Source organism: Ruegeria sp. R8_1, assembly GCF_017743815.1.
GTDB classification, from domain to species: Bacteria; Pseudomonadota; Alphaproteobacteria; order Rhodobacterales; family Rhodobacteraceae; genus Ruegeria; species Ruegeria lacuscaerulensis_A.
In genome coordinates, this window is record NZ_JAGHRL010000008.1 from 132,477 (window position 1) to 158,141 (window position 25,665).

The window sequence follows — 25,665 nt, forward strand, 5'->3', positions numbered from 1 at the left end:
CTGCTTTCCCGGCCAAAGGGTCAACCTTTCAGGCGGCGCTGGCCTTCCTGCTTGCAATAGGCATCGGCCTGAGGAACCGTCAGCTTGGTCGCGGGGAAATCAATGGCCCGGTCCCAGTTCACGCGATCCTGGCGATAAAGCTGACAGGTGATTTCACCTTCGGGCGTCTGGATTTTCACCGGGGTGGTTTCAAAGTCTTCGGGGCTAGGAACACACCCTGTCAGCCCAGCGATCAGCGTCAGAAAAAGGATTGGTTTGGCTAGTGTCATAATCATGTGAACTCTTTATTGTGAGTGTTTGGTCGCAGTCTCAAGCGGTTTGTCTAAATTCCGGTAAACACCGGAAATTTTCCTGGGGCCGCATGGTGTGTAAAGTGCTCTAGACGGGAGAGGCGGGTAAATCAAGAAAACACGCCCGAAACCGGGCGTGATTGTAGTACCTCTCAAGATGAAGTGATCATTTTTCCGGAATGAGGCCACGGGGGCTGAACCTGAGAACGATCAGCAATATCAGCCCCATAGTGAACAGGCGCATATGCGCGGCACTTTCGATCAAGTGGGCTTTCAGCGCACTTCCTTCGGGCATTCCGGACGTGATCAGGTTCATCAGCCAAAGACCAATGGGTTCCACCTGTACCCACAGGAACCAGATCAAGAACGCACCCAAAACCGCTCCGAAATTGTTACCCGAACCGCCGACGATCACCATGACCCATACAAGGAAGGTAAAACGCAGCGGGTTGTAGGTGCCCGGTGTCAGCTGCCCGTCCAGCGTGGTCATCATTGCGCCTGCGATGCCACAGATGGCCGAACCCAGAACAAAGATTTGCAGGTGCCGGCGCGTGACGTCCTTGCCCATCGCTTCGGCGGCGACCTCATTGTCGCGAATGGCACGCATCATCCGTCCCCATGGGCTTTTCAGCGCCATCTGCGCCATCCATAGCAGCACCAGCAGCACTATGGTGAACAGCAGCGAATAGCCCAGCTTTACCGAAAGCGTCGAGGCCGTAACGGGATCGAGACCCAGCCATTCGGCGCGGGCGATGAAACCGGGATCTGCTTGCAATTCGACCTCATATCCCACCACAGGTTCGGGGCGCGGAATGCCGTAGACATTCTTGACGCCGCGGGCCAGCCAATCCTCGTTTTTCATGATGGCGATGACGATTTCGGCAATCCCCAACGTCGCAATAGCAAGATAGTCGGACCGCAACCCCAGTGCAGTTTTTCCGATCAACCAGGCTGCCCCGGCTGCCAGAAGACCGCCAGCAGGCCACGCGATCAGGACCGGCAGGTTCAAGCCGCCGATGTTACCCGCTACGGCCGGGTCGATCGCCTCGATCGCTGCGACATTGGGGTCAAATACCGCGCGGTAGATGAAAAACCCTACAATGAGTATGGCCACAATCGTCAGTGTCTGAACCCGACCTTTTGGTAATTTCCGAGCGGTCACGACGGCTGCCACCACGGTCGCGGCACCCAGCACAAGCGACAGTATGACCCCATACCCGCCTGCGACCCACGCACCGGGTGTCGGTGGTGTCGAGACCAGAACAACTGCCAATCCGCCCAAGGCCACAAACCCCATGACGCCGACGTTGAACAGACCGGCAAATCCCCATTGCAGGTTTACTCCGATCGCCATGATGGCCGAGATAAGCCCCATGTTCAGGATCAATATGGCCGAGTTCCAGCTTTGCGTGAAACCGGACAGCAGGATCAGGCTGGCAACGGCCACAAAAAGCAGCGTGTTTTTGACGGGCTCGGTCATACCGCTTTCCCCTTGAACAGGCCCGTGGGCTTAAACAGAAGCACAATCAGCAAGATGGCAAAGCTGACGGCGAATTTGTAATCGGTGGACAGGAACTGGACCAATCCAGAAGGCTCAAGGCTTTCGGGGGCCAGATAGGTCAGCACCTTTTTCCACGCATAGGTGATGGTCACTTCGGAAAACGCGATGATGAAACCGCCTGCGATGGCGCCCAGTGGATTACCCAAGCCACCCACGATGGCCGAGGCAAAAATCGGCAGCAGAAGCTGGAAATAGACGAAGGGTTTGAAGCTTTTGTCTAGGCCGTACAGCACACCCGCTGTCGTCGCCAGCGCAGCAACGATGATCCATGTGATCATCACCACCCGCTCGGGGTTGATGCCGGACAACAGGGCCAGATCCTCGTTATCCGAATAGGCTCGCATCGACTTGCCGGTGCGGGTTTTGTTCAGGAACCAGAACAACAGCACCACGGTGACAACGGCCACGATCACGGTAATGCCCTGAGAGGTCTTGATCGCCAACCCCTCACGCAGGCCGGTCATCGCCTTGAAATCCCGCGCCGAGATGATGAACCGTGCGCCATCCGAAAAGCGCTGGTCATCCGGGCCGATGATGAACCGCACGATCCCGTTCATGATGAACATCACGCCCATCGACACGATCACCAGAATGACCGGCTTGGCCTTTTGTTCGCGGTAAAAGCGGTAAACCAGCCGGTCGGTGAGCAGCACCAGAACGATACAGCCCAGAATGGCAAAGGGCAGGGCCAGCAGAGCGGTCGGAAGCGGCCCAAAACTGACCCCAGCGGCCTGCAGGCCCCACGTGACCAGAACCGCAATCATCGCGCCAAAGGCCATAGTGTCGCCATGGGCAAAGTTCGAGAACCGCAGGATTCCATAGATCAGCGTCACCCCCAAAGCGCCCAACGCCAACTGGCTGCCATAGGCGATTGCGGGAACAAGAACGAAGTTGGAGAGCGCCACAAGGGCGTTGAGGAAGTCCATTAGTACAAACCTCCATGAATGGCGCTACAAACAATTTTTGTCGCCTGATTGGACAGAAACGGATTGTGACCCCAGTTACTTATCGAGATTAGGTTCATACCAAACGCGTCAGCAATTTCATCGTTGGGCACGATAATCATAAAATAGTCGGGTTCAGGATTTTGTTTGATGTATGCTTCGGCCTGAGCGTAATTTTCAAAGTATCCCAACTTGATACGTCGATCTTCATTTCCTTCCAGAAAATAGTCGTTGTTCTCGCGACTCAAAATCAACGATGAAAGCGGCAAATTTGCCCGGACGCATACTTGTTTTTCACACGCAGCGTACATGCTGCAATTTGCAGGGAATCCGTATTGGTCCCAAGCTGCCCAAAGAACGGATGCTTGGAGCAACCAAACCAGCGGCACTGTGAGAAAAAATTTCATCCTCACCCTCCCAAGAAACTCTTGCGTACTTCGGGATCGGCCAGCAATTCCTTGCCCGTGCCGGTATAGGCGTTCCGCCCCTGAACCAGCACATATCCCTTGTCCGCGATTTCGAGCGCCTGCCTGGCGTTCTGTTCGACCATCAGGATCGGCAGCCCGGTGCGCGACACCTCAATGATCCGATCAAACAGCTCATCCATCACGATGGGTGAGACGCCAGCGGTCGGTTCGTCCAGCATCAGCACCTTGGGCTGGGTCATCAGCGCGCGGCCCACGGCGACCTGTTGGCGTTGACCGCCCGACAGCTCTCCGGCCGCTTGGTTGCGCTTGTCGCGCAGGATGGGGAAGAGGTCATAGACCTGCTCCATCGTTCCCGAAATATCGTCGCGGCGGATGAAAGCGCCCATCTCAAGGTTTTCTTCCACCGTCATCGACGTGAAGATGTTCGAGGTCTGCGGCACAAACCCCATGCCGCGCATCACGCGATCCTGCGGGGTGAGGTTGGTGATGTCCTCACCATCCAGCCGCACCGCGCCCGAGCGCACATCCAGCATCCCGAATACGGCTTTCATCGCGGTTGATTTTCCCGCGCCGTTGGGGCCAACGATCACCGCAATCTCACCTTTGTCCACGGCGATGGTGCAGTCGTGCAGAATGTCCGGCCCTTTGCCGTAACCGCCGGTCATGGTGTCACCGATCAGGAAGGGGCCGCCCTCGACCTTATGCGTCTCACCGCTTGTGCGATGGGCGGGGGTCATGGTGCCGACGCCATGTGTGTTGGTGATCGAGGCGTCTTTGTTGCCCTTGTCGTCCTGGTAGGGGTTGTCGCTCATGCGCCCGCCTCCAGCTTGTCTTTGTTCTTGAGGCCGGTGCCCAGATAGGCTTCGATCACGTGCTCATTTGCCTTGATCTGATCCAGAGTGCCTTCGGCCAGCACCTTGCCCTCGGCCATACAAATGACCGGATCGCAGATTTTACCGATGAAATCCATGTCATGCTCGATGACCACGAAGGTATAGCCGCGTTCCTTGTTCAGGCGCAGGATCGTGTCGGCGATGGTCATCAGCAAGGTGCGGTTCACGCCCGCGCCGACCTCGTCCAGAAAGACGATCTTGGCGTCCACCATCATGGTGCGGCCCAGTTCCAGCAGCTTCTTCTGCCCGCCCGAGACCTGACCGGCCTTGTGATCGGCCAGATGTTCGATGGTCAGAAACTCCAGCACCTCGTCGGCCTTGGCCTTCAGCGCGCGTTCCTCATCGGCAATGCGCTTGCGTCCGAACCATGTGTTCCAAAGCGATTCACCCGATTGTGCGCCCGGCACCATCATCAGGTTCTCGCGACACGACATCGAGGAAAACTCATGCGCGATCTGGAAAGTGCGCAGCAGGCCCTTGTGAAACAGCTCATGCGGGGGCAGGCCGGTGATATCTTCACCATCCATGTGGACCTTCCCACTGGTCGGCGGCAGAACGCCCGCGATCACATTGAACAGAGTGGTTTTTCCGGCCCCGTTCGGTCCGATCAGACCGGTGATCGAGCCCTTTTGGATTTCCAGCGATGCCCCGTCCACCGCATGAAACCCGCCGAAATGCTTGTGCACGTCTTCGACGACGATCATCTTATCCCCTAGCCGCCGTTTTCCGGCGTTGTTGCCGCATCCCTGTGCGAATGGTGCGGGCTTTTGTCATTGAAACAGCCCGGACACAAGGCCCGGGCTGCTTGTTTTTATGACTGTTAACGCCGGATCAACGGAAGTTGACGGTCTTGTTCTCGCCGTCGGTCACTTCGATCTCGCGGTACGAGCCCGCGCTTTCACCGGGGCCGATCAGCTCAACGCCCGATGCGCCAACATAGTCGATCTCTTGTCCAGCGGCTAGCAGTTCCAGACCCTTGGCCAGCTCACCGGGATAGATTTTCTCACCCGGAGCATTGGCAACGTCCATGATCTTGCCGCCGTAATCGGCAGGGCTGGTGGACCCAGCAGCCTGCATCGCCAGCATGAACAGCGCAGCCGCGTCATAGCTTTCCGGTGAATAAGGCGAGGAACCGTCGAAACCTGCGGCTTCGGCCATGGCAAAGTACTTCTCGGCACCTTCACCACCCGAACCGGCGATCTGACCGAACGAGCCGTTCAGGTCGGGGCCAACATTGTTGGGCAGCGAGTCACCGATCATGCCGCCGGGCAGACCGAAGGTGTCGAAGGCACCGCTGTCCAGCGCCGACTGGATGATGCCCAGACCACCTTGGTCAAGATAACCCGCGACAACCAGAATGTCGCCACCGGCCGAGGCCAGCGCGCCCACTTCGGCCGAGTAGTCGGCTTTGCCGTCTTCGTGCGCAGCAACGATGGTCACTTCGCCACCTGACGCCTCGAACGAGGACTGGATCGCGTCTGCCAGACCCTTGCCATAGTCGTTGTTGGTGTAGGTCAGAGCGATCGAGCTGATGCCACGGTCATTCAGGATATCCGCCATCACCTGACCTTCACGCGCATCCGACGGGGCGGTGCGGAAGAACAGGCCGTTGTCTTCCATGGTCGACAGGCCGGGTGAGGTCGCCGACGGCGAAATCATCACCATTCCGTTCGGGATCGCGACGTTCTGCAGGATCGCGCCGGTCACGCCCGAGCAATCGCCGCCAATGATGCCAGCAACACCATCCGCGATCATGCGTTCACCGTTCGAGGTGGCCAGACCGTTGTCGATACAACCGGTGTCGGCGCGCGAGGCAGAGACTTTGGTGCCATCCAGCAGCTTGCCGGACTCGGTGACTTCGGCCATCGCCATCTCGGCACCAGAACCCATGGCCGGGGCCAGCGATTCAATCGGGCCGGTGAAGCCGAACAGAACGCCCAGCGAGATGTCTTCCGCCAGAGCCGGACCAGCCAGCAGAGCGGATGCTGCAGTTGCAGTAAGCAGCTTTTTCATATGGTTACTCCCTATTGTGAACGTATTCGTTCTGGTCACGACCCTAGGCAAGCTGTTCGGAAAAGAAAAGTCCTAACGAAAACGTGTTTTTGTCGAGAGGAAACCTATTTGTTTTCTTAGTGCTGACACAGCGGTTCCAAGGTGAAAAACATGACGGTTCGGGTATTTGCGATTCTTGTTTTTATGTTCGGCACGGGTTCCGCTTTGGCGGATACGCTGAAAACATCCGCCGGGAATGTTCAGGTCGACACGATGGTCGAGGACCTGGATACGCCATGGGCCATCGGTATTCTGCCCAACGGCGCATTTCTCGTGACCGAACGGGATGGTGAGTTGCTGTATGTCGCAGAAGGAAAAGCAAACCCTGTGCGCGGCGTTCCGAAAGTGGTTGCGGACGGGCAGGGCGGGTTGCTGGATGTCACGGTACCAAAGGATTTCGACCAGAGCCGTGAAATTTTCCTGACATTTTCAAAATCACAACGGGGCGGTGCTGGCACTGCACTTGCCGTCGCGCGTTTGTCGGAAAGTGGAGATCGCTTGACGAACCTGCGGGTGATTTTTGAGGCCCTGCCCGGAGGTTCAGGCGGTCGCCATTTCGGCTCGCGCGTGGTCGAGGCGACAGACGGGACACTGTTCGTCACAATCGGAGATCGCGGTGATCGTCCTCAGGCGCAAGACAGGACGAACCATATTGGCACGGTGGTCCGCATCAATCGCGATGGCTCTGTCCCCGCGGATAACCCGTTCGTGGGCCAAGCCGATATTCGGCCCGAGATTTGGTCCTATGGGCACCGAAATCCACAAGGCGCGGGGCTGGACGCCCAAGGCCGGCTTTGGACATCGGAACATGGTGCACGCGGTGGCGACGAAGTGAACCTGATCCGCCCCGGCTTAAACTATGGATGGCCCGTGATTTCATACGGAAAACACTATTCTGGACAATCTATTGGCGAAGGTACTGCCAAGGACGGAATGGAGCAGCCGCGTCACTATTGGGATCCGTCCATCGCTCCGTCCGGCTTGTTGGTCTATTCGGGCAAACTGTGGCCGCAATGGGCAGGGGATATTTTCGTTGGATCGCTCAAGTTCGACTATATTGCCCGACTAACAGGTGCATCCTTGAAAGAAGTCGAGCAGATCAAAGGGCCGGAAACCGAACGCGTTCGGGATATCGTCGAAGTACCGGACGGAACGATCTGGTTCATTTCCGTGGGACAAGGAGCGGTTTTCCGGCTTTCGCCCGACAGATAGTGTGCTGGCCTCAATCCTTGACTGTTGACCCTGAACCAGGCTTGTTTGGGGCGCCAGGGTCATATCAGAGTGCTGTCCATTGCGCGAATTCTCGATAGAAATGTGTGACGACCTGCCCGATCAGGAGGAACTGGACGGAATCCTGTCTCAGTACTATGCGTTGATCGTTCAACGCATGACCGCCATGGGGTTTGAAATAGACCCGGCTGCTCCGAAAAGCGCATTGGCAGAGTTTTGGGCGCGGTCGGATGACTATCTACCGCCGAACGGGTGCCTGGTTCTGGCGAGAGACCGCGCAGGTCAGATCATAGGATGCGGCATGATGAAACGTCTGGATCAGGAAACTGGTGAATTGAAACGGGTGTTCGTGACCGAAACTGCACGCGGAACAGGTGCAGGGCGAGCCTTGATTCAAGCGCGAGAGGACGCGGCACGCTCTATGGGACTAAAGCGACTGGTGGCCGACACGCTTACGCCGAATATCGAGATGCGGAACCTCTATCCGAAATTGGGATTTGAAGAGCTTTCCGAACCCATTGAGACGACCACCTATCTGGATCAGCCTATGCTGAGGCCGCATCTACACTACTTTGCCAATACCCTGTAAGCCCGGTCAGACGGAAAGCCGCCCGGCTTGGGCGCCGCGTTCGCGGTACGGCGTCGTGTTGTAATGCGCACGATAGCACTTCGAGAAATGGCTGGGTGAGGCAAAGCCACAGGCCAGGGCCACGTTGATCACACTCATATCCGTCTGCATCAGCAAGTTGCGCGCCTTGTGCAGGCGCAACTCCATGTAATACCGCTTGGGCGACCTGCTTAGATAGCGGCGGAACAGGCGCTCCAACTGACGGGTCGACATACCCACGTCTTTGGCCAGAATCGAGGGTGAGATCGGCTCTTCGATGTTCTTTTCCATCATCAGGATAACTTGGCTAAGCTTTGGATGCCGAACGCCGATCCGGGTAGGTGTAGACAGACGCTGAGTGTCCTGATCGGTACGGATCGAGGAATAGATCATTTGATCGGCAACGGCATTGGCAAGATCTTCACCATAGTCATCAGCAATAATCTTCAACATCAGATCAATCGACGACGTCCCGCCCGCCGTTGTCATCCGGTTGCCGTCAATTTGGAAAACAGACTTGGTCAGCTCGACCTCATCGAATTCTTCAACAAAGCTGTCTGCGTTTTCCCAGTGAATGGTCGCGCGTTTACCGTCCAGCAAACCAGCCTTGGCCAGCGTGTAGGCAGCTGTGCACAACCCCCCGATCTTGAGGCCACGCCGTGCTTCACGTCGCACCCAGTTCAGAACCCTCTTGGTCGTCGCGGCCTGCACGTCGACACCACCGCAAATGATCACAACGTCATCGCGTTGCAACTCATTCAGGTCGGTGTCCAACTTAAACTCGGTCCCGGCCGAACATTTGACAGTCTCGCCGCCTTCGCCCGCGAAGGTCCAGGAATACAGATCTTTGTCAGCCATCCGGTTCGCGATACGCAAACTGTCCAACGCCGAGGCGAAGGACAAAAGCGAAAACTTGTCCAGCAGGACAAATACGAAATTCCGGGGGTTGGCCTCAGTGTCTTGCACCGTGACAACTTGGCGTTGCTCTTGCATGGCGAGGTGTCCTTGATTCGGCGCCTGATGACGTTGCGTCCGGCGACAGATGTGACAGCCACCATGATCAAAGGTTGTTTAGGTCGTCAAGGGGCGCAAATCGGATATGGTCACTCTGCAATGCATTTTGTATAGAGACGACCTGAATACTTCAGCGGAGATCAAAGCTATGACCGAGTGGCAAAAATCGAACTGGCGCAACAAGCCCCGGGTTCAGATGCCAGACTATACCGACGCGGCCGCGCTGGCCAAGGTCGAGGCCCAGCTTGCACAGTATCCCCCGCTGGTTTTTGCGGGCGAGGCTCGACGCCTTAAGCAGCAACTGGGTGCCGCTGGCCGCGGCGAGGCTTTCCTGCTGCAGGGCGGGGATTGTGCTGAAAGCTTTGAACAATTCAGCGCGGATGCGATCCGTGACACCTTCAAAGTAATGCTGCAGATGGCCATGGTTCTGACCTATGGCGCCAAGGTGCCGGTGGTCAAAGTGGGTCGTATGGCGGGTCAATTCGCCAAACCGCGCAGCGCGCCGACCGAGGTGATTGATGGCGTGGAGCTGCCCAGCTACCGTGGCGACATCATCAACGAGTTGGCCTTTACGCCCGAAGCCCGTATTCCGAATCCATCCAAAATGCTGCAAGCCTACACGCAGGCGGCGGCCACGTTGAACCTGTTACGGGCATTTTCGACCGGTGGTTTCGCCGATATGAGCCGCGTCCATTCCTGGACGCTGGGCTTTACCGACGATCAGGACGTTCAGAAATACTCGGAAATCGCAGACCGCATTCAGGATTCCATCGACTTCATGGATGCTGCCGGGATCAATGCCGATACCACGCATGAATTCTCGACTGTCGAGTTCTACACCAGTCACGAAGGGCTGCTGCTGGAATACGAAGAGGCGCTGACCCGTCTGGATTCGACATCCGGCAACTGGCTGGCCGGCTCGGGTCACATGATCTGGATCGGCGACCGTACCCGTCAGCCCGACGGCGCGCATGTAGAATTCTGCCGGGGCGTTCAGAACCCGATCGGTCTGAAATGCGGTCCGACCACGACCGCCGAAGACCTCAAGGTTTTGATGGCCAAACTAAACCCCGAAAATGAAGAGGGCCGCCTGACCCTGATCGCGCGCTTCGGTGCCGGTAAAGCGAGTGAACACCTGCCGCGTCTGGTCAAAGCGGTCAAGGAAGAGGGCGCCCAGGTCACTTGGGTCTGCGACCCGATGCATGGCAACACGATCAAGTCGGCCACGGGATACAAGACCCGTCCGTTCGATTCGGTCCTGCGCGAGGTGCGTGACTTCTTTGGCGTGCACCAAGCCGAAGGCACGATCCCCGGTGGCGTGCATTTCGAGATGACTGGTCTGGACGTCACCGAATGTACCGGAGGTATTCGCGCCGTAACGGAAGAGGATCTATCGGATCGTTACCATACCGCTTGCGATCCACGCCTGAATGCGTCGCAGTCGCTTGAACTGGCATTCCTTGTCGCGGAAGAACTTACGACATTGCGGCGCAATCGGACCAAGCGCGAAGCCGGTTAACCGGGCCCTTTATTCCGGACGAATGATAGCAAGGCGTCAAATGACTTTTGTTGTTTGACGCCTTATTTGCTTAACCTTGACCTCACACCCAATCCTCGCACGCGGTTACGTGCCGGCAGAGCGCCCGAACGCGAGGTGATGCGTGGCAGGAAAGCTGGTCAGATTGTCTAAAATCGTTTCCCGAAGTCGCCAACTCCGCTAGTCGTCGCGCGAAACGACCAAGCGTAAATGTGCGCCGTGACGGCTGAATTCCGCGGAGTCTTCCGCAAAACCTGCCGGCTCCGGCGTTGGACGCTTGCTGGGGGCCTGAACTTCGGACACAGGGCGGAGCTTGCGATCGCGCACGCCAAACCGACGTGGTGTGGGGCCTGTCGGACCATCGCTGACCATAACGCCTAACACCCGGCTGATGTCGCCCAGATCGCTTTTCAGCGGCAAGAGTATCATCCGCGCCTCCAGCCGGAGACGACCCAAAGCTCCGGTCGACATCAGACCCAGCTCGGCAATCGTGGGGCCGCCAAACACCTGTTCCAGTGTATCGGTGACCTGTTCACGCGCTTCGGCTTCGAAGAACGCGGTCAGAGGCATTCCGCGCACCTCCATACCCGCAAGTTTGTTCAGATGACTGCCCGCCAGACGGAAACGCGCCAAGCCGGGCGCGATGCGTTCAAGGATAAAGGTATATTCCAGTATGCTCTCAAGCCCGCGCGGGTCGATTTGAGCGCGCATAGGAACACTGTCGCCAGTCAGCAGCGCTGTCCAATATGCCTCGGCCTGCCGGATGGGCGACAGGCTGCGCCCACTGTCGAATCGATCCATAGCGACGATCTTTCCAAAACTTGACCCGGATCCGTTCCCGAAAAAGGTTTTCATTTCATCACCCTAGCATCAATCGACCACGATTTTCATAAAATGCCAGATACCTGGGGCATCATTGACTGACCAGTCCTGACGGTGATCAAATTGACACGGGTTGAGTCAATTTTGGACTAATTCTTTAATGAATGGTTAACTTGTCGGCTTTGCCGTCAAACTCAGCAAACTCTTGCTCTGAAGCGGCCAATGCCATTAGGTGCGCCAGGCAGGCAAACGCAGGCGTAGACAGAAGGAACCGGCATGATCAGATCCATGACCGCATTTGCATCGGGTAAAGGCGCGTTGGGCCCGCATAGCTGGACGTGGGAACTGCGCAGCGTCAACGGCAAGGGTCTTGATCTGCGATTGCGGATGCCGGACTGGCTAAGCGGACTTGAAGCCGCCTTACGGGCAGAGCTGTCAAAATCGTTGAGCCGGGGAAACGTAACCCTTTCTCTGCGGTTATCTAAAGACGAAACCGCACCTGAACTGATGCTGAACGAAACCGCAATGTCTGCGGTGCTGGATGCTTTGGCGCGAACTCAGCAATTGGCGTCGGCGCGTGATGTGACACTTGCCCCATCTTCAGCGGCCGATTTGCTATCGCTCAAAGGTATGTTGGATGCAGGCAGTGATGTTGACGACCCAGCGCCTCTGGTCGCGCACCTGGTGGTTGAGTTTCAGGACGTCCTGAGCGATTTCATCCAAATGCGGGAAAGCGAAGGTCAGGCACTGTTTCAGGTCTTAGGTGGACAGCTGGACCAAGTTGCCCGTTTGACCGACCAGGCCGCAGATCTTGCCGAACAGCGCAAAGACAAAATGGCAGAGGCCCTGCGCGAAAACCTGTCGCGGGTTCTGGACAACGCGCAGGGGGTCGACCCCGACCGGGTCGCGCAAGAACTGGCGTTACTTGCCGTCAAAGCCGACATCACCGAAGAGATCGACCGCCTGAAGGCCCATGTAAGTGCAGCTCGGGACCTGCTGGCGCAGGATGTCGCGGTCGGGCGCAAGCTGGATTTCCTGATGCAAGAGTTCAACCGTGAGGCCAATACATTGTGTTCTAAGGCGCAAAGCGCTGATCTGACGTCGGTGGGGCTTGAGTTGAAGGCCGTAATAGATCAGATGCGCGAGCAAGTGCAGAACGTGGAATAACGACAGGAGCCCCAAATGGCGGATCGACGCGGCCTTCTCATCATTTTGTCCTCGCCTTCAGGGGCAGGGAAATCGACGCTGGCCAAAAGGTTGATGCAATGGGATTCGGATCTGAAATTCTCGGTATCGGCCACCACTCGCGCACCACGACCGGGCGAGGAACACGGCCGCGAGTATTATTTCCTTTCGGAGGATGCGTTCAAACAGCAGGTTGCTGACGGACAAATGCTGGAACACGCGCATGTTTTTGGGAATTTCTATGGCTCACCCGCCGGTCCGGTGCGTGAGTCGATCGAATCCGGCAAGGATGTTCTGTTCGACGTAGACTGGCAGGGCGAAGTACAGATCCGAAACTCGGATTTGGGCAAGCACGCGCTTTCAATATTCATTCTTCCGCCCTCGATCCCGGAACTGCGCCGCCGACTTGAGACGCGCGGGCAGGACAGCGACGACGTGATTTCAAAACGGATGTTGAAAAGCTGGGATGAGATCAGCCACTGGGGCTATTACGACTACGTATTGGTAAATGATGATTTGGACTCGACTGAGGAAAAGCTGAAAACCATCGTCAGCGCCGAGCGGATGCGCCGCATCCAGCAACCCAGCCTTCAGAACCACGTTCGCAACCTGCAAAATGAATTTGAGGAACAATCATGACCATCTACGCCCTGGGGGATCACGCACCGCAGCTTCATCAGGACACGTGGGTCGCACCTGACGCAAATCTGATCGGGAAAGTGGTGTTGGAAGAGGGGGCCTCGGTTTGGTTTTGCAGCACATTGCGTGCCGATCACGAGGAAATCCGTGTAGGCGAGGGCAGTAACGTTCAGGAAAACTGCGTCATGCATGTCGACCCGGGTTTTCCGCTGACCATTGGCAAGAACTGTACGATTGGCCACAAGGTCATGCTGCACGGCTGTTCGATTGGCGAAAACTCCTTGATCGGAATGGGGGCGATTGTTCTGAACGGGGCCAAAATCGGCAAGAATTGCCTGATCGGAGCCGGAGCCCTGATCACTGAAGGTAAGGAGATCCCCGACAATTCGTTAGTCATGGGATCGCCGGGTAAGGTCATTCGTCAGTTGGATGACGCGGCCGCGCAGAAACTGACGCTCAGTGCGTTGCACTACCAAAGCAATATGCGCAAATTCCGGGACACCATGAAACCGGTCTGAGTGCCTGCAAGAGTTGACGTCCATGTCCGAAAACCTTCTTGCCGAATTCGTATCGGCCATTCCTATGCCTGCTTTGCTGGTCGATCAGACCGAGCGGATCATTGCTGCGAACACGGACGCCACGACGATGTTGGGCAAAAACATCGAGACGCGCCACTTCGCGACGATCCTGCGGCAACCGCAGGTCATCGACGCGATGGAACAGAGCTTGCGTTCGAAAGGCACCACCAGAACCCGACATCTGGCGAATGACGGGGCGCAGGATACAACCTTCGAAGTTGAATGCCGGTATATGAACGGGGTGGGGGCTGTCTCGGGCGGGGCAGTTCTGGCGACGTTTCAGGACGTGACACATCTGGAACAGGCCAGCCAGATGCGACGAGACTTTGTTGCCAACGTCAGCCACGAGCTTCGCACGCCGCTAACGGCTTTGATGGGGTTCATCGAAACGCTACGCGGACCCGCACGCGATGATGTCGCCGCCCGGGACAGGTTTCTGCAGATCATGACCGACGAGGCCAGCCGTATGAACCGTCTTGTCGACGACTTACTTTCACTGAACCGCGTGGAAAGTGAAGAACGGGTGCGCCCGAAAGAGCAGGTGGAACTGATCGGGCTGTTGCAATCCATTATCAATTCCTTGCGCCCCCTAGCAGAGGACGCGGGCGTCGAGCTGGTTCTCAGCGAAACGCATGGACCTGTCTCGATAGTTGGCGACAGCGATCAATTGCGACAGGTTTTTACCAACCTGATTGAAAACGGAATAAAGTATGGCGGCAGTGGTGGACGTGTGGACGTTCATGCAACGGCCTCTGACCGGGATACGGCGATGCGGGGACCTGCGGTGCGGGTTCAGGTGATAGACAAGGGGCCGGGCATCGACCCTGTTCACCTGCCGCGCCTGACAGAACGATTCTATCGCGCGGACAGTCACAGGTCGCGGCAACTTGGTGGAACAGGGCTGGGGCTGGCGATTGTGAAACACATCGTGAATCGCCATCGCGGGCGGCTTAGGGTCGAAAGCGACTTGGGTAAAGGCTCTGTTTTTACAGTCATTCTGCCCCGATGACATCAAGTTCGAGATGCCCCTGAAAGTCTGACCAGGTTGTATGCTTTCTTTACGTTTACGCCGGGTCACGCGGAAACAAATTCAGTTGTCATAAAACCGTTACAAACTTGTCACAAAAGGCTTACGCGCGGCTTCTAGGGGTTCGCCCAAGATCATCATGGGGGTGATCATTTGTTATCTTTCTCAAGGAGACTGAGATGTCCTTTGTAAAACTGTCGGCTTCTGCTCTGGCGATTGCTGCCGTTTCGGCCACTACTGCTGCTGCACGTGATCAAGTTCAGGTTGCCGGTTCCTCGACCGTTCTGCCTTACGCCTCGATCGTTGCCGAAGCCTTCGGTGAAAACTTTGACTTCCCGACACCGGTTGTTGAATCGGGCGGTTCCTCGGCTGGCCTCAAGCGCTTCTGCGAAGGTGTTGGCGAAAACACCATCGACGTGGCTAACGCATCGCGCGCCATCCGTGAAAAAGAAATCAAAGCCTGCGCCGAAAACGGCGTAACCGACATCATCGAAGTTCAGATCGGTTATGACGGCATCGTTTTCGCATCCGACATCAACGGCAACTCGTTCGAGTTCACGCCGGAAGACTGGTACAAAGCGCTGGCAGCGAAAATCGTCGTAGACGGTGAAGTTGTCGACAACCCCAACAAGACTTGGGCCGACGTGAACCCGGACTTCCCGGCGCAGCCGATCGCAACCTTCATCCCGGGCACCAAGCACGGCACCCGTGAAGTGTTCGAAGACAAGGTTATCCTGGCAGGTTGTGAGCACCTGGGCGATTTCGAAGTATTCAAGGCAGCAGCCGGCGACGACAAGAAAGCAGCCGAAAAGCAGTGCATCGCGATCCGCACCGACGGCGTGTCGGTCGACATTGACGGCGACTACACGGAAACTCTGGCACGTATCGACAGCAACAAAGACGGCATCGGCGTCTTTGGTCTGGCGTTCTACGAGAACAATACCGACAAGCTGCAGGTTGCGACCATGTCCGGCATCGTGCCTTCGACCGAGTCGATTGCAACCGGCGAATACCCTGTGTCGCGTCCGCTGTTCTTCTACGTCAAGAAAGCCCATATCGGCGTGATCCCTGGCCTGAAAGAGTATGCTGAGTTCTTCGTCGCAGACGAGATCGCTGGCCCCGACGGCCCGCTGGCCGAATACGGTCTGGTTTCGGATCCCGAGCTTGTAAAAGTTCAGGAAGCTGTTGCGAACGAAACCGTTCTGGGCGGCGGCTCCTAAGCCTTTAACACTCTAGAACCGGGGCATTTCGCGCGCCCCGGTTCTTTTTGACTCCACCACTGCCATCCCCACGGAGTTCCCATGGCATTATCCTGGCTGTTGATCATCCTGCTTGCACTGGCAGTGATCGGATTTTTCACGGGCCGGTCCCGTGCTTTGGCAAGTGCCGGAGGGGATGCGCGTGATCTGCACTCACTGCCGTCCTACTATGGCTACAATGTCGCGCTGACGGCGCTGGTCCCTGCCTTCGGGGTACTGATTGTCTGGTTGCTGGCGCAACCTGTTTTTGTGAACAACTCCGTGACAGGAATGATCCCCGATAGCGCGATCCCCGAAGGGTCCGACCGGGGCCTGATCATGAGCGAAGTCCGCCGGGTGGCGGATGGTCTTGAGGGCGCAGTGGCCGCCGGTGCCTTGACGCAGGCGCAGGCTCAAGACGCAAATGCCGACATCGCACAGCTGACCCAGACGCTGAAAGACGCAGGGCAGGTGCTGACGCAGGACATCACGCAACCCATTCTGGTTGCTGCACAAACCTATCGCAGCATGACCGGAACCGGTTCGGTGGCGATGCAGGTGATCGTGCTCGCGGTCGCACTGCTGGGGGCGGCCTTTGCCTATATCCGTACGCACAAGGAATTCCGCGCGCGTAACGTGGTAGAACAGGGCGTTCTGGCGCTGCTGCTGCTGGCTGCGTCTATCGCGATCCTGACGACCGTGGGCATCGTTCTGTCGATGCTGTTCGAGACGATGAACTTCTTCCAGCTGCATTCGTGGAAGGATTTCTTCTTCGGCAGTACCTGGGCCCCGAACTTCCGAGGGGGCTCGGAACTATCAATCCTACCGCTGTTGTGGGGCACGCTTTATATCTCATTGATTGCGCTTCTAGTGGCGGTGCCAATCGGCCTGTTCGCAGCGATCTACCTGTCCGAATATGCATCGGGCGCGACCCGCTCGATCGCCAAGCCGTTGCTTGAGATCCTCGCCGGTATCCCAACCATCGTTTACGGTCTGTTTGCCCTGCTGACGGTTGGCCCCGCGCTCGTGTCAATGTTCGGCGAAGGCGGTGCATTCGGAGTGGGCTGGATGGCCAGTTCCAACGCGGTGCTGACGGCGGGTCTGGTGATGGGCATCATGCTGATCCCGTTCGTGTCGTCGCTGTCCGATGACATCATCAACGCTGTACCTCAGTCGATGCGCGACGGCTCGTTGGGCCTTGGCGCGACGCATTCCGAAACCGTCCGTCAGGTGGTTCTGCCGGCCGCACTGCCGGGGATCGTGGGTGCGATCCTGCTGGCCGCCAGCCGTGCCATCGGTGAGACGATGATCGTGGTGATGGCCGCCGGTGCAATCGCCAAGTTCTCGGGTAACCCGTTTGAGGCGATGACCACCATCACAACCCGGATCGTCAGCCAGTTGACCGGCGATACAGACTTTGCCAGCCCCGAAACGCTGGTAGCCTTCGCGCTGGGTCTGACCCTGTTCATCATCACGCTGGGGCTGAACATCTTCGCCCTCTATATCGTGCGCAAATACCGGGAGCAGTACGAATGACCGATATTTCCCAAACCCCCAGCGCAGCACCTGCGGCACCTTCCAAACACGGATCGCTGTTCGAAAAGGATGCCCGTACCAAAAAGCGCAATGCGGCTGAATCCCGGTTCAAGATGTATGGCATTGCCGCCATCGGGATCGGCCTGTTGATGCTGATCGTGCTGGTCACAAACATTGTGACAGCAGGCACTGGAGCGTTCCAGCAGTCTTTTCTTGAGCTGAATGTCGAGCTGAAAGAAGACAAGCTGGACAAGAAGGGCAACCGCAATATCGAGGATATCAAAAAGGTCTCGACCTTTGGGTATGCGCCGCTGATCGCCTCGGCCATCGAGGCTGAAGTGCAGGAACTGGGCATCCAGACCGAGCTTAAACCCAAGGCGATGGGCAAGATTCTGTCCAAGGCTGCACAGGCCGAGCTGCGCGATTATGTGATCGCCAACCCTGATGAGATCGGCAAAACCGTCAGCTTCCGCTTTCTGGTCAACAGCCGCGTCGATGGCTACATGAAGGGCCGCGTGACCCGCGAGTCCATCGCCAATGACAAAAGCATCACGGTGGCGCAGCTGGATTTCGTGGATCAACTGCGGGATGCGGGCGTGCTGTATAAGGCGTTCAACCCGGATTTCATCTTTGGCTCGGACGCGTCCGACCAACGGCCCGAGGCTGCAGGGATCGGTGTGTCGATGCTGGGTTCGCTCTTCATGATGTTTGTGGTGCTGGCGCTGGCGCTGCCGATTGGCGTGGCCGCCTCGATCTATCTTGAGGAGTTTGCGCCGCAGAACCGGCTGACGGATATCATCGAGGTGAACATCTCGAACCTGGCTGCTGTACCGTCCATCGTGTTCGGTATTCTTGGTCTGGCCGTCTTTATCAACTATATGCACCTGCCGACATCTGCTCCGCTGGTGGGTGGTCTGGTGCTGACGCTGATGACGCTGCCGACGATCATCATCTCGACCCGCGCGTCGCTCAAGGCGGTTCCACCGTCGATCCGCGATGCTGCGCTGGGGGTAGGGGCCTCGAAAATGCAGGCGGTGTTCCACCATGTTCTGCCGCTGGCCGCGCCCGGGATTCTGACCGGCACCATTATCGGTCTGGCGCAGGCGCTTGGCGAAACCGCGCCGCTGCTGCTGATCGGGATGGTGGGCTTTATCGCCTCGAACCCGCCCGATGGGTTGGTGGCGGGTTTCCTGTCTCCGAACTCGGCTATGCCGGCGCAGATTTACGAGTGGTCCAAACGCGCCGACCCGGCCTTTTACGAACGCGCATGGGGGGGCATCATCATCCTGTTGATCTTCCTTGTGACAATGAACACCATCGCGGTCATCCTGCGCCGCCGCTTTGAACGCCGCTGGTAAGGGGCTTATTATGAACGACATGACACGAGTGGAGAGAGCCGTGGACTCCAAAGCAATCAAGATCGCCGCGAACAAGGTTCAGGTCTATTACGGCGACACCCACGCCATCAAGGACGTGGATGTTCAGATCGAAGACAAGACCGTGACCGCATTCATCGGCCCGTCGGGCTGCGGCAAGTCCACCTTCCTGCGCTGCCTGAACCGGATGAATGACACGATCGACATCTGTCGGGTCGAAGGCGATATCCTGCTGGATGGCGAGGATATCTATGACAAGCGCGTTGACCCGGTGCAGCTGCGCGCCAAGGTTGGCATGGTGTTCCAAAAACCCAACCCGTTCCCCAAGTCGATCTATGACAACGTGGCCTACGGCCCCCGCATCCATGGCCTTGCCAAGAACAAGGCGGAACTGGATGAGATCGTTGAGAAATCCCTGCGTCGCGGTGCGATCTGGGATGAGGTCAAGGATCGTCTGGATGCACCGGGCACCGGCCTATCCGGCGGTCAGCAGCAGCGCCTATGTATTGCCCGTGCCGTCGCGACCGAGCCTGAGGTTCTGCTGATGGACGAGCCGTGCTCGGCACTGGACCCGATCGCAACCGCGCAGGTCGAGGAACTGATCGACGAACTGCGTTCGCGCTATTCGGTGGTGATCGTGACCCACTCGATGCAGCAAGCCGCGCGGGTCAGTCAGAAAACCGCATTCTTCCACCTCGGCAACCTCGTCGAGTTCGGCGAGACGGGCCAGATATTCACCAACCCCGAAGATCCCCGCACCGAAAGCTATATCACCGGCCGGATCGGCTGAGGACAGGTATCAAACCATGACCGAACAACATATTGCATCCGCATTCGACCGCGATCTCGAAGCGATTCAGGCCCATATCATGAAGATGGGCGGGCTGGTCGAGGCCGCCATCATGAGCGCCGCGAGATCACTGGAGACCCGAGACGAAGAATTGGCGCAAGAAGTCCGGCAGGGCGACAAGGCCATCGACGCGTTGGAAGAGTTGATCGACGAAGAAACCGCGCGTCTGATCGCGCTGCGGGCGCCGACCGCGAGCGACTTGCGCCTGGTCCTTTCTGTCTTGAAAGTGTCCGGTAACCTTGAACGCATCGGTGATTATTCCAAGAATATCGCCAAACGGACGACGGTTCTGGTCAATGCGGGCGAGATCAACGGCAGCGCCGCCGCCCTGCGCCGCATGGCGCGCGAGGTTGAGCGGATGCTGCGCGACGCTTTGGACGCTTATATCCAGCGCGACGCGGAACTGGCGACCGACGTCATTAACCGCGACGAAGAAGTGGACCAGATGTATAACGGGTTGTTCCGGGAATTTCTGACCTTCATGGCCGAAGACCCGCGCAACATCTCGTCCTGTATGCACCTGCATTTCATCGCAAAGAACATCGAACGCATGGGTGACCATGTCACCGCGATTGCGGAACAGGTTGTCTATCTGGTGACCGGCGAACGCCCAACCGAGGCCCGCCCAAAGGCGGACACGACGTCCCAAATCCCGCAGGAGATCTGATCCATGTCTGCAGATCAGCCTACAGTTCTGGTCGTTGAGGATGAACCGGCACAGCGTGAAGTGCTGGCCTATAACCTCGAGGCTGAAGGGTTCCGCGTCTCCAAGGCCGCCAGCGGTGACGAAGCCATGCTGCTGGTGGATGAAGACAGCCCGGATATCATTGTGTTGGACTGGATGATGCCCAACCTGAGCGGGATCGAAGTCTGCCGCCGCCTCAAATCGCGCCCCGACACACGGTCAATTCCGATCATCATGTTGTCGGCCCGCACAGAAGAGGTCGACAAGGTTCGTGGTCTGGAAACCGGTGCGGATGACTATGTGGTCAAGCCGTACTCGGTGGTCGAACTGATGGCCCGTGTGCGCACGCAATTACGCCGTGTGCGCCCGGCGACCGTTGGTATACGGCTAGAGTTTGACGATATCATCCTGGACTCGGAAACGCATAAAGTCAGTCGCAATAGCAAGCCGCTGAAACTTGGCCCAACCGAGTTCCGGCTACTGAGCACGTTCATGGAAAAACCCGGCCGTGTCTGGAGCCGCGAACAACTGCTCGACCGGGTGTGGGGACGCGACATCTATGTCGATACACGCACCGTAGACGTGCATATCGGTCGCCTGCGAAAGGCTTTGACCCAGCATGGCGGTGCAGACCCGGTCAGAACTGTCCGTGGCGCAGGTTACGCGTTGGGGTAGGGCGCATGTTACCTTATGAGTTTTTCTCATAAGGTATTGCCAAACTCTTTCTGTCTTTTACCTGTCGGTAAAGCTAGGTTGCGTCAAACCTGACAGAGCGGAGATGGACCATGAATGCCCCCGATACCAAACCGACCCTGCGCGCCAAGGATGCTCCGGACATGGGCCGGTTTGCCTGGGACGATCCGTTCCGGCTGACAGATCAGCTTACAGAAGATGAACGCATGATCGAGGCCAGCGCGCGGGCTTACGCACAGGAAAAGCTGCAACCACGCGTCACTGAGGCGTTTCAGAATGAAGAAACGGACCCTGAAATCTTCCGCGAAATGGGCCAGATGGGCCTGCTGGGAACGACGATCCCCGAGGAATACGGCGGGCTAGGGGGCGGGTACGTCTCATACGGCCTTGTCGCGCGCGAGGTCGAGCGTGTCGACTCGGGTTATCGTTCCATGATGTCGGTCCAAAGCTCGCTGGTTATGTACCCGATCTATGCCTATGGCAGCGAAGAGCAGCGCCGCAAATACCTTCCGAAACTGGCCAGCGGCGAATGGATCGGCTGTTTTGGCCTGACTGAGCCTGATGCGGGTTCGGATCCGGCCGGTATGAAGACCCGCGCCGAGAAAATTGATGGTGGCTACCGTTTGACCGGCAGCAAAATGTGGATATCGAACGCGCCCATTGCAGATGTTTTCGTCATCTGGGCCAAGTCAGACGCCCATAATGGGAAAATCCGTGGATTTGTCCTCGACAAGGGGCTGAAGGGTCTGAGCGCGCCGAAGATACAGAACAAACTAAGTCTACGCGCCTCGATCACCGGAGAAATCGTTCTGGACGGCGTTGAGGTGGACGAGACTGCACTGTTGCCGCATGTTCAGGGCCTAAAAGGTCCGTTTGGTTGCTTGAACCGCGCACGCTATGGCATCAGCTGGGGAGTTATGGGGGCTGCTGAATGCTGCTGGCACGCCGCGCGTCAATATGGGTTGGATCGCAAGCAATTCGACAAACCTTTGGCCCAGACACAATTGTTCCAGCGTAAACTGGCCGATATGCAAACTGAAATTGCACTTGGGCTTCAAGGCAGCCTGCGGGTCGGGCGTCTTATGGACCAAGCCGAAGCTGCGCCTGAAATGATCTCGCTCGTCAAGCGCAACAACTGCGGTAAAGCTTTGGACATCGCGCGGATGGCGCGGGACATGCATGGCGGCAACGGAATATCGCTCGAATTCCAAGTGATCCGGCATATGGTGAATCTCGAAACCGTAAACACTTATGAAGGCACCCATGACGTCCACGCGTTGATCCTAGGGCGCGCACAAACGGGCTTGCAAGCCTTCTACTAAATGTCGCGTAATTGGTATTATGGTAACTAAGGGCGTGGAATGAAATGCAACTTTTCATTCTTTACCAATACCATAGGATCACGAATTGAACCCGTGGCTCTGGAGTGATTCATGAAACTGAATGACAAAACCGTCGTTATAACAGGTGCAGCCGGTGGGATTGGCGAAGGTCTCGCCCGTCGATTTGCTACCGAAGGTGCGACGGTTGTTTGCTCGGATCTCAATCACGCCGGCGCTACGGAGATTGCAAATGAGATTGGTGGCCACGCATTTCACTGCGACGTATCCAGTGAAGGCAACGTCAAAGACTTAATCAATACCGTCGAAGAAGACATTGGGCCCATTGATCTTTTCTGCGCAAATGCCGGTATTTTGACGTTAGGAGGTCTGGATGTCCCCGACGAAGACTGGGACAGGATCTGGAAAATCAATGTCATGTCGCACGTTTGGACCGCGCGTCATCTGGTACCGCGCATGGTGGCGCGTGGCGGCGGCTACATCCTTACGACCGCGTCTGCGGCCGGGCTTTTGAACCAACCCGGCGCGGCACCATATGGCGTCACCAAACACGCCGCCGTTGGTTTCGCGGAATGGCTATCTTTGACATATGGTCACAAAGGATTGCGCGTGTCTGTCTTATGCCCTCAGGCCGTCCGATCCGATATGACCAAAGGTCATGAGACCTCGGTTGCCTCAATCGATGGTATGCTTGAGCCGGAGGACGTTGCTGATGCGTGCGTCAAAGGCATAGAGGCCGAGCAATTTCTGATCCTTCCGCATCCTCAGGTGTTGGAATACATCCGACACAAAGCCGGAGACTATGAGCGCTGGCTTGGCGGAATGCGGAAGTTAAACCAAGTGTTTTTCGAGAATAACTAAACTGTCTTCTTGGCTTTGCGCATCAAACCTTCTTGCGCAACCGAAGCGACCAGTGTGCCATCTTGAGAATAGATTGATCCGCGGTTGAAGTTGCGCCCTCGCCCGGTCCAAGGCGAATCCATCGCATAGAGATGCCAGTTTTCAAAATGAACAGGTGCATGGAACCAAAGCGCGTGGTCGAGGCTCGCACCATTCACTTCGCCGGTGAACCAGCTTAAGCCATGGGGGCGCATCCCCGAGCTCATCAGATACATATCCGACGCATAAGTCAGAAGGAGTTGTTGCGTGATTGCATCGGCTTGTGCTGCGGCATTCATTCGAAACCATATCTGATTTCGATCGTCAGACTTTTCCGGCGCAAAAGGATTTAAATGGCTTGCCTCACGAACTTCGATCGGACGCTCTCGCAATAACTCACCCTGCAGTTTTTCAGGAACAAGATCGACATACTTGTTCCTCAGATCGGTGCGCGCTGGATAATTTTCAGGCGCCTCCATCGTGGGCATTGGGTGGTGGTGATCCCAGCCTTCATCGACGATATGGAACGACGCAGACATGTTCAGAATCTGTTTGCCATGCTGTATGGCAACCACGCGGCGGGTTGTGAACGAACCTCCATCTCGGGCGCGATCCACCTGATAAACCACGGGAATGCTTGGATCACCCGGCCTTATGAAATAAGCATGAAGGGAATGACATAGCCGATCATCGACGGTCCTGTACGCTGCGGCAAGGGCCTGCGATACGACCTGTCCGCCAAAGATCCGTTTAGGCGTTTCACCGCCGGAACCGGTGCCGCGATACAAGTCAACCTCCAGCCTTTCGACATTCAACAGGTCCAGCAGAACGCGTTCGGCTTCGGTCATGACAGCTCTCCGATTGGGTCGTGTGAGACAGGTATCAGCGCTGTTCCGATCAATCAATCATTGCCCCTAGGACAAGCGCCTTGAGCTCAGCGCGTGACGGATAAGAGCTGGATGGCGAAAGCTGAGTAAAGAACACGGCAGTGAGGTCATTGACCCGATCCAACCAGAAGAACGTCGAGGCCATACCACCCCAACTGAAATCTCCGACCGAGCCCGGAGTGCGTGTGCGGCCGGGGTTCATAACAACTGCTCCACCCAGACCGAACCCGGTTCCCTCCATCGGCTGTTCGGCGAAACTCTGTGGGCCCATCGACTCAATGTCACCCGGTAAGTGATTGACCATCATGAAGTCTACAGTTTTTGGCCCCAGCAGACGCTGCCCATTCAGGCTGCCTCGGTTTCTGAGCATGTCCGCAAATTTTGCGTAATCGTCAATCGTTCCGACCAGACCTCCTCCGCCCGAGAATGTGGTTGTTCGTTCAAACGGCGATGCGCCCGGTTCGTCAACCAGTCTCAGAGTATCCGTGCTTTCTTTGGCCGCGTTCAGCGCCATGGCGTCGCCGGATAGCGGTGTGTAGAGCGACGCAAACCTGTCCCCTGCCCCTTTGGGAACCCTGAAGCCCGTCTCGGTCATTCCCAACGGGTCGAATATCTGAGCTTGGAAGAACTTGTCCAGCGGTTGGCCAGATACGATTTCGACGACGCGGCCCAAAACGTCTATCCCGACTGAATATTCCCAGCGGGAGCCCGGCTGAAACGCGAGCGGTAGCGTCGCCAATTCACGTACCCGGTCCTTAAGGAGGCCTTGGTCGGCTGAAAATATCAGGTCCATCTCGTTCATTGCTGCGGGAAGGACACCAGGGTTGAACGGATAGCTGAGACCGCTGGTATGGGTCAAAAGATGGTGCAGTGTCGGGGGTTGCGTATCCTCGGTTTGATCCAGACGTTCGGCACCGGGGATCAGCGCCTGAACATTCCGAAATTCGGGAATAAAGTCTGACACTTGCGCATCTAAGTGGATCACCCCTTGTTCAACCAACATCATAATAGCGACCGATGTAATGGGTTTTGTCATCGAATAAATGCGAGCGATCGTATCTCTTTCGAATGGCAGGTTTTGTTCTTTGCTGCGGTGTCCGGCAGCATGGAACAGAACCTCGTCTTGCCCTTGGCGCAAGAGAAATGAGCTGCCGGCATATTTCCGGTCATCCACGTAGCGCTGCATCCAGATCCGGATACGATCCAATCGATCGGCGTCAAAACCAGGCGGACAAATCATAGGGGCACAGTCTCCTGAAATACACGTGCCTTACACTGCGCAAGGACGCCCAAAATGAACAGAGGAATTCAAGCAAACCGATTTAGACTGGGCTGAATACTGCGGCGAGATGGTAAGCTCGTCACACAACAGAT

Annotated in this window: 26 protein-coding genes; 15 read left to right on the forward strand and 11 right to left on the reverse strand. The window is 57.0% G+C overall.

Features of this window, described 5'->3' with window-relative positions; translation table 11 throughout:
- Window positions 1-20: 20 nt before the first annotated feature.
- The 7 genes from J7380_RS17555 to J7380_RS17585 form a co-directional block, all read right to left on the reverse strand.
- On the reverse strand, window positions 21-275 hold the full coding sequence (locus J7380_RS17555) for a hypothetical protein (RefSeq protein ID WP_247742620.1): 255 nt from the start codon (window positions 273-275) through the stop codon (window positions 21-23).
- 181 nt (window positions 276-456) lie between these two features.
- Window positions 457-1,770, reverse strand: coding sequence for a branched-chain amino acid ABC transporter permease (locus J7380_RS17560; RefSeq protein WP_209197088.1), 1,314 nt, complete (start codon window positions 1,768-1,770; stop codon window positions 457-459).
- On the reverse strand, window positions 1,767-2,777 hold the full coding sequence (locus J7380_RS17565) for a branched-chain amino acid ABC transporter permease (protein WP_209197092.1): 1,011 nt from the start codon (window positions 2,775-2,777) through the stop codon (window positions 1,767-1,769). Before J7380_RS17565 ends, J7380_RS17560 begins: the two co-directional genes overlap by 4 nt.
- On the reverse strand, window positions 2,777-3,202 hold the full coding sequence (locus tag J7380_RS17570; protein WP_209197094.1) for a hypothetical protein: 426 nt from the start codon (window positions 3,200-3,202) through the stop codon (window positions 2,777-2,779). The genes J7380_RS17565 and J7380_RS17570 overlap by 1 nt, the downstream gene beginning before the upstream one ends.
- Window positions 3,203-3,204: 2 nt before the next feature.
- The gene (locus tag J7380_RS17575) at window positions 3,205-4,035 is read right to left on the reverse strand and encodes an ABC transporter ATP-binding protein (protein ID WP_209197096.1); all 831 of its coding nucleotides are present in this window, start codon (window positions 4,033-4,035) and stop codon (window positions 3,205-3,207) included.
- Window positions 4,032-4,820, reverse strand: a complete 789-nt coding sequence (locus tag J7380_RS17580) for an ABC transporter ATP-binding protein (protein ID WP_209197098.1) — start codon at window positions 4,818-4,820, stop codon at window positions 4,032-4,034. Before J7380_RS17580 ends, J7380_RS17575 begins: the two co-directional genes overlap by 4 nt.
- Before the next feature lie 127 nt (window positions 4,821-4,947).
- Window positions 4,948-6,129 carry an ABC transporter substrate-binding protein gene (locus J7380_RS17585; RefSeq protein WP_209197100.1) on the reverse strand — a complete coding sequence of 394 codons (1,182 nt, stop codon included), beginning with the start codon at window positions 6,127-6,129 and terminating at the stop codon, window positions 4,948-4,950.
- A 150-nt stretch (window positions 6,130-6,279) separates the two neighbouring features.
- Between J7380_RS17585 and J7380_RS17590 the strand changes: the two genes are divergently transcribed.
- Entirely contained in the window at window positions 6,280-7,380 is a 1,101-nt protein-coding gene (locus J7380_RS17590) for a PQQ-dependent sugar dehydrogenase (protein WP_247742621.1), read from the forward strand.
- 79 nt (window positions 7,381-7,459) lie between these two features.
- Window positions 7,460-7,987: a GNAT family N-acetyltransferase gene (locus tag J7380_RS17595; protein ID WP_209197102.1), complete on the forward strand. Its 528-nt coding sequence runs from the start codon at window positions 7,460-7,462 to the stop codon at window positions 7,985-7,987.
- Between the two features lie 6 nt (window positions 7,988-7,993).
- Here J7380_RS17595 and J7380_RS17600 read toward each other — a convergent pair whose 3' ends face one another.
- A complete protein-coding gene (locus J7380_RS17600; RefSeq protein WP_209197104.1) occupies window positions 7,994-8,998 on the reverse strand; it encodes a GlxA family transcriptional regulator in 1,005 nt (334 codons plus the stop codon).
- A gap of 169 nt (window positions 8,999-9,167) precedes the next feature.
- Between J7380_RS17600 and J7380_RS17605 the strand changes: the two genes are divergently transcribed.
- Window positions 9,168-10,538: a 3-deoxy-7-phosphoheptulonate synthase class II gene (locus J7380_RS17605; protein WP_209197106.1), complete on the forward strand. Its 1,371-nt coding sequence runs from the start codon at window positions 9,168-9,170 to the stop codon at window positions 10,536-10,538.
- A gap of 198 nt (window positions 10,539-10,736) precedes the next feature.
- On the opposite strand, the gene J7380_RS17610 is transcribed toward J7380_RS17605, so the two are convergent.
- On the reverse strand, window positions 10,737-11,411 hold the full coding sequence (locus J7380_RS17610) for a PAS domain-containing protein (protein WP_209197108.1): 675 nt from the start codon (window positions 11,409-11,411) through the stop codon (window positions 10,737-10,739).
- A 255-nt stretch (window positions 11,412-11,666) separates the two neighbouring features.
- Between J7380_RS17610 and J7380_RS17615 the strand changes: the two genes are divergently transcribed.
- From J7380_RS17615 to J7380_RS17670, 12 genes are all read left to right on the forward strand, one after another.
- Complete coding sequence (locus tag J7380_RS17615; protein WP_247742622.1) at window positions 11,667-12,545, forward strand: YicC/YloC family endoribonuclease; 879 nt, start codon at window positions 11,667-11,669, stop codon at window positions 12,543-12,545.
- Between the two features lie 15 nt (window positions 12,546-12,560).
- Window positions 12,561-13,202 carry a guanylate kinase gene (gmk, locus tag J7380_RS17620; protein WP_170354167.1) on the forward strand — a complete coding sequence of 214 codons (642 nt, stop codon included), beginning with the start codon at window positions 12,561-12,563 and terminating at the stop codon, window positions 13,200-13,202.
- Window positions 13,199-13,720, forward strand: coding sequence for a gamma carbonic anhydrase family protein (locus J7380_RS17625; RefSeq protein ID WP_209197112.1), 522 nt, complete (start codon window positions 13,199-13,201; stop codon window positions 13,718-13,720). The genes gmk and J7380_RS17625 overlap by 4 nt, the downstream gene beginning before the upstream one ends.
- Window positions 13,721-13,742: 22 nt before the next feature.
- Window positions 13,743-14,789: an ATP-binding protein gene (locus tag J7380_RS17630; RefSeq protein WP_209197120.1), complete on the forward strand. Its 1,047-nt coding sequence runs from the start codon at window positions 13,743-13,745 to the stop codon at window positions 14,787-14,789.
- Window positions 14,790-14,986: 197 nt separating this feature from the next.
- Complete coding sequence (locus tag J7380_RS17635; RefSeq protein WP_170354170.1) at window positions 14,987-16,027, forward strand: substrate-binding domain-containing protein; 1,041 nt, start codon at window positions 14,987-14,989, stop codon at window positions 16,025-16,027.
- An 81-nt stretch (window positions 16,028-16,108) separates the two neighbouring features.
- Window positions 16,109-17,581, forward strand: a complete 1,473-nt coding sequence (pstC, locus tag J7380_RS17640; RefSeq protein ID WP_209197122.1) for a phosphate ABC transporter permease subunit PstC — start codon at window positions 16,109-16,111, stop codon at window positions 17,579-17,581.
- Complete coding sequence (pstA, locus tag J7380_RS17645; protein ID WP_209197124.1) at window positions 17,578-18,939, forward strand: phosphate ABC transporter permease PstA; 1,362 nt, start codon at window positions 17,578-17,580, stop codon at window positions 18,937-18,939. The genes pstC and pstA overlap by 4 nt, the downstream gene beginning before the upstream one ends.
- Before the next feature lie 10 nt (window positions 18,940-18,949).
- Window positions 18,950-19,747: a phosphate ABC transporter ATP-binding protein PstB gene (gene pstB / locus J7380_RS17650; RefSeq protein WP_170354173.1), complete on the forward strand. Its 798-nt coding sequence runs from the start codon at window positions 18,950-18,952 to the stop codon at window positions 19,745-19,747.
- A 16-nt stretch (window positions 19,748-19,763) separates the two neighbouring features.
- Window positions 19,764-20,474 carry a phosphate signaling complex protein PhoU gene (phoU, locus tag J7380_RS17655; protein WP_209197126.1) on the forward strand — a complete coding sequence of 237 codons (711 nt, stop codon included), beginning with the start codon at window positions 19,764-19,766 and terminating at the stop codon, window positions 20,472-20,474.
- A gap of 3 nt (window positions 20,475-20,477) precedes the next feature.
- Window positions 20,478-21,167 carry a phosphate regulon transcriptional regulator PhoB gene (gene phoB, locus J7380_RS17660; protein WP_170354175.1) on the forward strand — a complete coding sequence of 230 codons (690 nt, stop codon included), beginning with the start codon at window positions 20,478-20,480 and terminating at the stop codon, window positions 21,165-21,167.
- Window positions 21,168-21,277: 110 nt separating this feature from the next.
- Window positions 21,278-22,507, forward strand: coding sequence for an acyl-CoA dehydrogenase (locus J7380_RS17665; protein ID WP_209197128.1), 1,230 nt, complete (start codon window positions 21,278-21,280; stop codon window positions 22,505-22,507).
- A gap of 111 nt (window positions 22,508-22,618) precedes the next feature.
- Window positions 22,619-23,386 carry an SDR family oxidoreductase gene (locus J7380_RS17670; RefSeq protein WP_209197130.1) on the forward strand — a complete coding sequence of 256 codons (768 nt, stop codon included), beginning with the start codon at window positions 22,619-22,621 and terminating at the stop codon, window positions 23,384-23,386.
- Here J7380_RS17670 and J7380_RS17675 read toward each other — a convergent pair.
- Together J7380_RS17675 and J7380_RS17680 are read right to left on the reverse strand one after the other, a co-directional pair.
- Entirely contained in the window at window positions 23,383-24,252 is an 870-nt protein-coding gene (locus J7380_RS17675; RefSeq protein WP_209197132.1) for an acyl-CoA thioesterase II, read from the reverse strand. The genes J7380_RS17670 and J7380_RS17675 overlap by 4 nt on opposite strands.
- A gap of 49 nt (window positions 24,253-24,301) precedes the next feature.
- Entirely contained in the window at window positions 24,302-25,531 is a 1,230-nt protein-coding gene (locus J7380_RS17680; RefSeq protein ID WP_209197134.1) for a serine hydrolase domain-containing protein, read from the reverse strand.
- Window positions 25,532-25,665 lie beyond the last annotated feature (134 nt).

Bases quoted from the DNA above. Each gene is read 5' to 3' on its own strand.
- J7380_RS17605 (WP_209197106.1), top strand. From the start codon at position 9,168: ATGACCGAGTGGCAAAAATCGAACTGGCGCAACAAGCCCCGGGTTCAG.
- J7380_RS17625 (WP_209197112.1), top strand. From the start codon at position 13,199: ATGACCATCTACGCCCTGGGGGATCACGCACCGCAGCTTCATCAGGAC.
- J7380_RS17630 (WP_209197120.1), top strand. From the start codon at position 13,743: ATGTCCGAAAACCTTCTTGCCGAATTCGTATCGGCCATTCCTATGCCT.
- J7380_RS17575 (WP_209197096.1), bottom strand. From the start codon at position 4,035: ATGAGCGACAACCCCTACCAGGACGACAAGGGCAACAAAGACGCCTCG.
- J7380_RS17560 (WP_209197088.1), bottom strand. From the start codon at position 1,770: ATGACCGAGCCCGTCAAAAACACGCTGCTTTTTGTGGCCGTTGCCAGC.
- J7380_RS17635 (WP_170354170.1), top strand. From the start codon at position 14,987: ATGTCCTTTGTAAAACTGTCGGCTTCTGCTCTGGCGATTGCTGCCGTT.
- J7380_RS17670 (WP_209197130.1), top strand. From the start codon at position 22,619: ATGAAACTGAATGACAAAACCGTCGTTATAACAGGTGCAGCCGGTGGG.
- gmk (WP_170354167.1), top strand. From the start codon at position 12,561: ATGGCGGATCGACGCGGCCTTCTCATCATTTTGTCCTCGCCTTCAGGG.
- J7380_RS17570 (WP_209197094.1), bottom strand. From the start codon at position 3,202: ATGAAATTTTTTCTCACAGTGCCGCTGGTTTGGTTGCTCCAAGCATCC.
- J7380_RS17590 (WP_247742621.1), top strand. From the start codon at position 6,280: ATGACGGTTCGGGTATTTGCGATTCTTGTTTTTATGTTCGGCACGGGT.
- J7380_RS17585 (WP_209197100.1), bottom strand. From the start codon at position 6,129: ATGAAAAAGCTGCTTACTGCAACTGCAGCATCCGCTCTGCTGGCTGGT.
- pstA (WP_209197124.1), top strand. From the start codon at position 17,578: ATGACCGATATTTCCCAAACCCCCAGCGCAGCACCTGCGGCACCTTCC.
- phoB (WP_170354175.1), top strand. From the start codon at position 20,478: ATGTCTGCAGATCAGCCTACAGTTCTGGTCGTTGAGGATGAACCGGCA.
- J7380_RS17600 (WP_209197104.1), bottom strand. From the start codon at position 8,998: ATGCAAGAGCAACGCCAAGTTGTCACGGTGCAAGACACTGAGGCCAAC.
- pstC (WP_209197122.1), top strand. From the start codon at position 16,109: ATGGCATTATCCTGGCTGTTGATCATCCTGCTTGCACTGGCAGTGATC.
- J7380_RS17615 (WP_247742622.1), top strand. From the start codon at position 11,667: ATGACCGCATTTGCATCGGGTAAAGGCGCGTTGGGCCCGCATAGCTGG.
- J7380_RS17565 (WP_209197092.1), bottom strand. From the start codon at position 2,777: ATGGACTTCCTCAACGCCCTTGTGGCGCTCTCCAACTTCGTTCTTGTT.
- J7380_RS17610 (WP_209197108.1), bottom strand. From the start codon at position 11,411: ATGAAAACCTTTTTCGGGAACGGATCCGGGTCAAGTTTTGGAAAGATC.
- J7380_RS17665 (WP_209197128.1), top strand. From the start codon at position 21,278: ATGAATGCCCCCGATACCAAACCGACCCTGCGCGCCAAGGATGCTCCG.
- phoU (WP_209197126.1), top strand. From the start codon at position 19,764: ATGACCGAACAACATATTGCATCCGCATTCGACCGCGATCTCGAAGCG.
- J7380_RS17555 (WP_247742620.1), bottom strand. From the start codon at position 275: ATGATTATGACACTAGCCAAACCAATCCTTTTTCTGACGCTGATCGCT.
- pstB (WP_170354173.1), top strand. From the start codon at position 18,950: ATGAACGACATGACACGAGTGGAGAGAGCCGTGGACTCCAAAGCAATC.
- J7380_RS17680 (WP_209197134.1), bottom strand. From the start codon at position 25,531: ATGATTTGTCCGCCTGGTTTTGACGCCGATCGATTGGATCGTATCCGG.
- J7380_RS17580 (WP_209197098.1), bottom strand. From the start codon at position 4,820: ATGATCGTCGTCGAAGACGTGCACAAGCATTTCGGCGGGTTTCATGCG.
- J7380_RS17675 (WP_209197132.1), bottom strand. From the start codon at position 24,252: ATGACCGAAGCCGAACGCGTTCTGCTGGACCTGTTGAATGTCGAAAGG.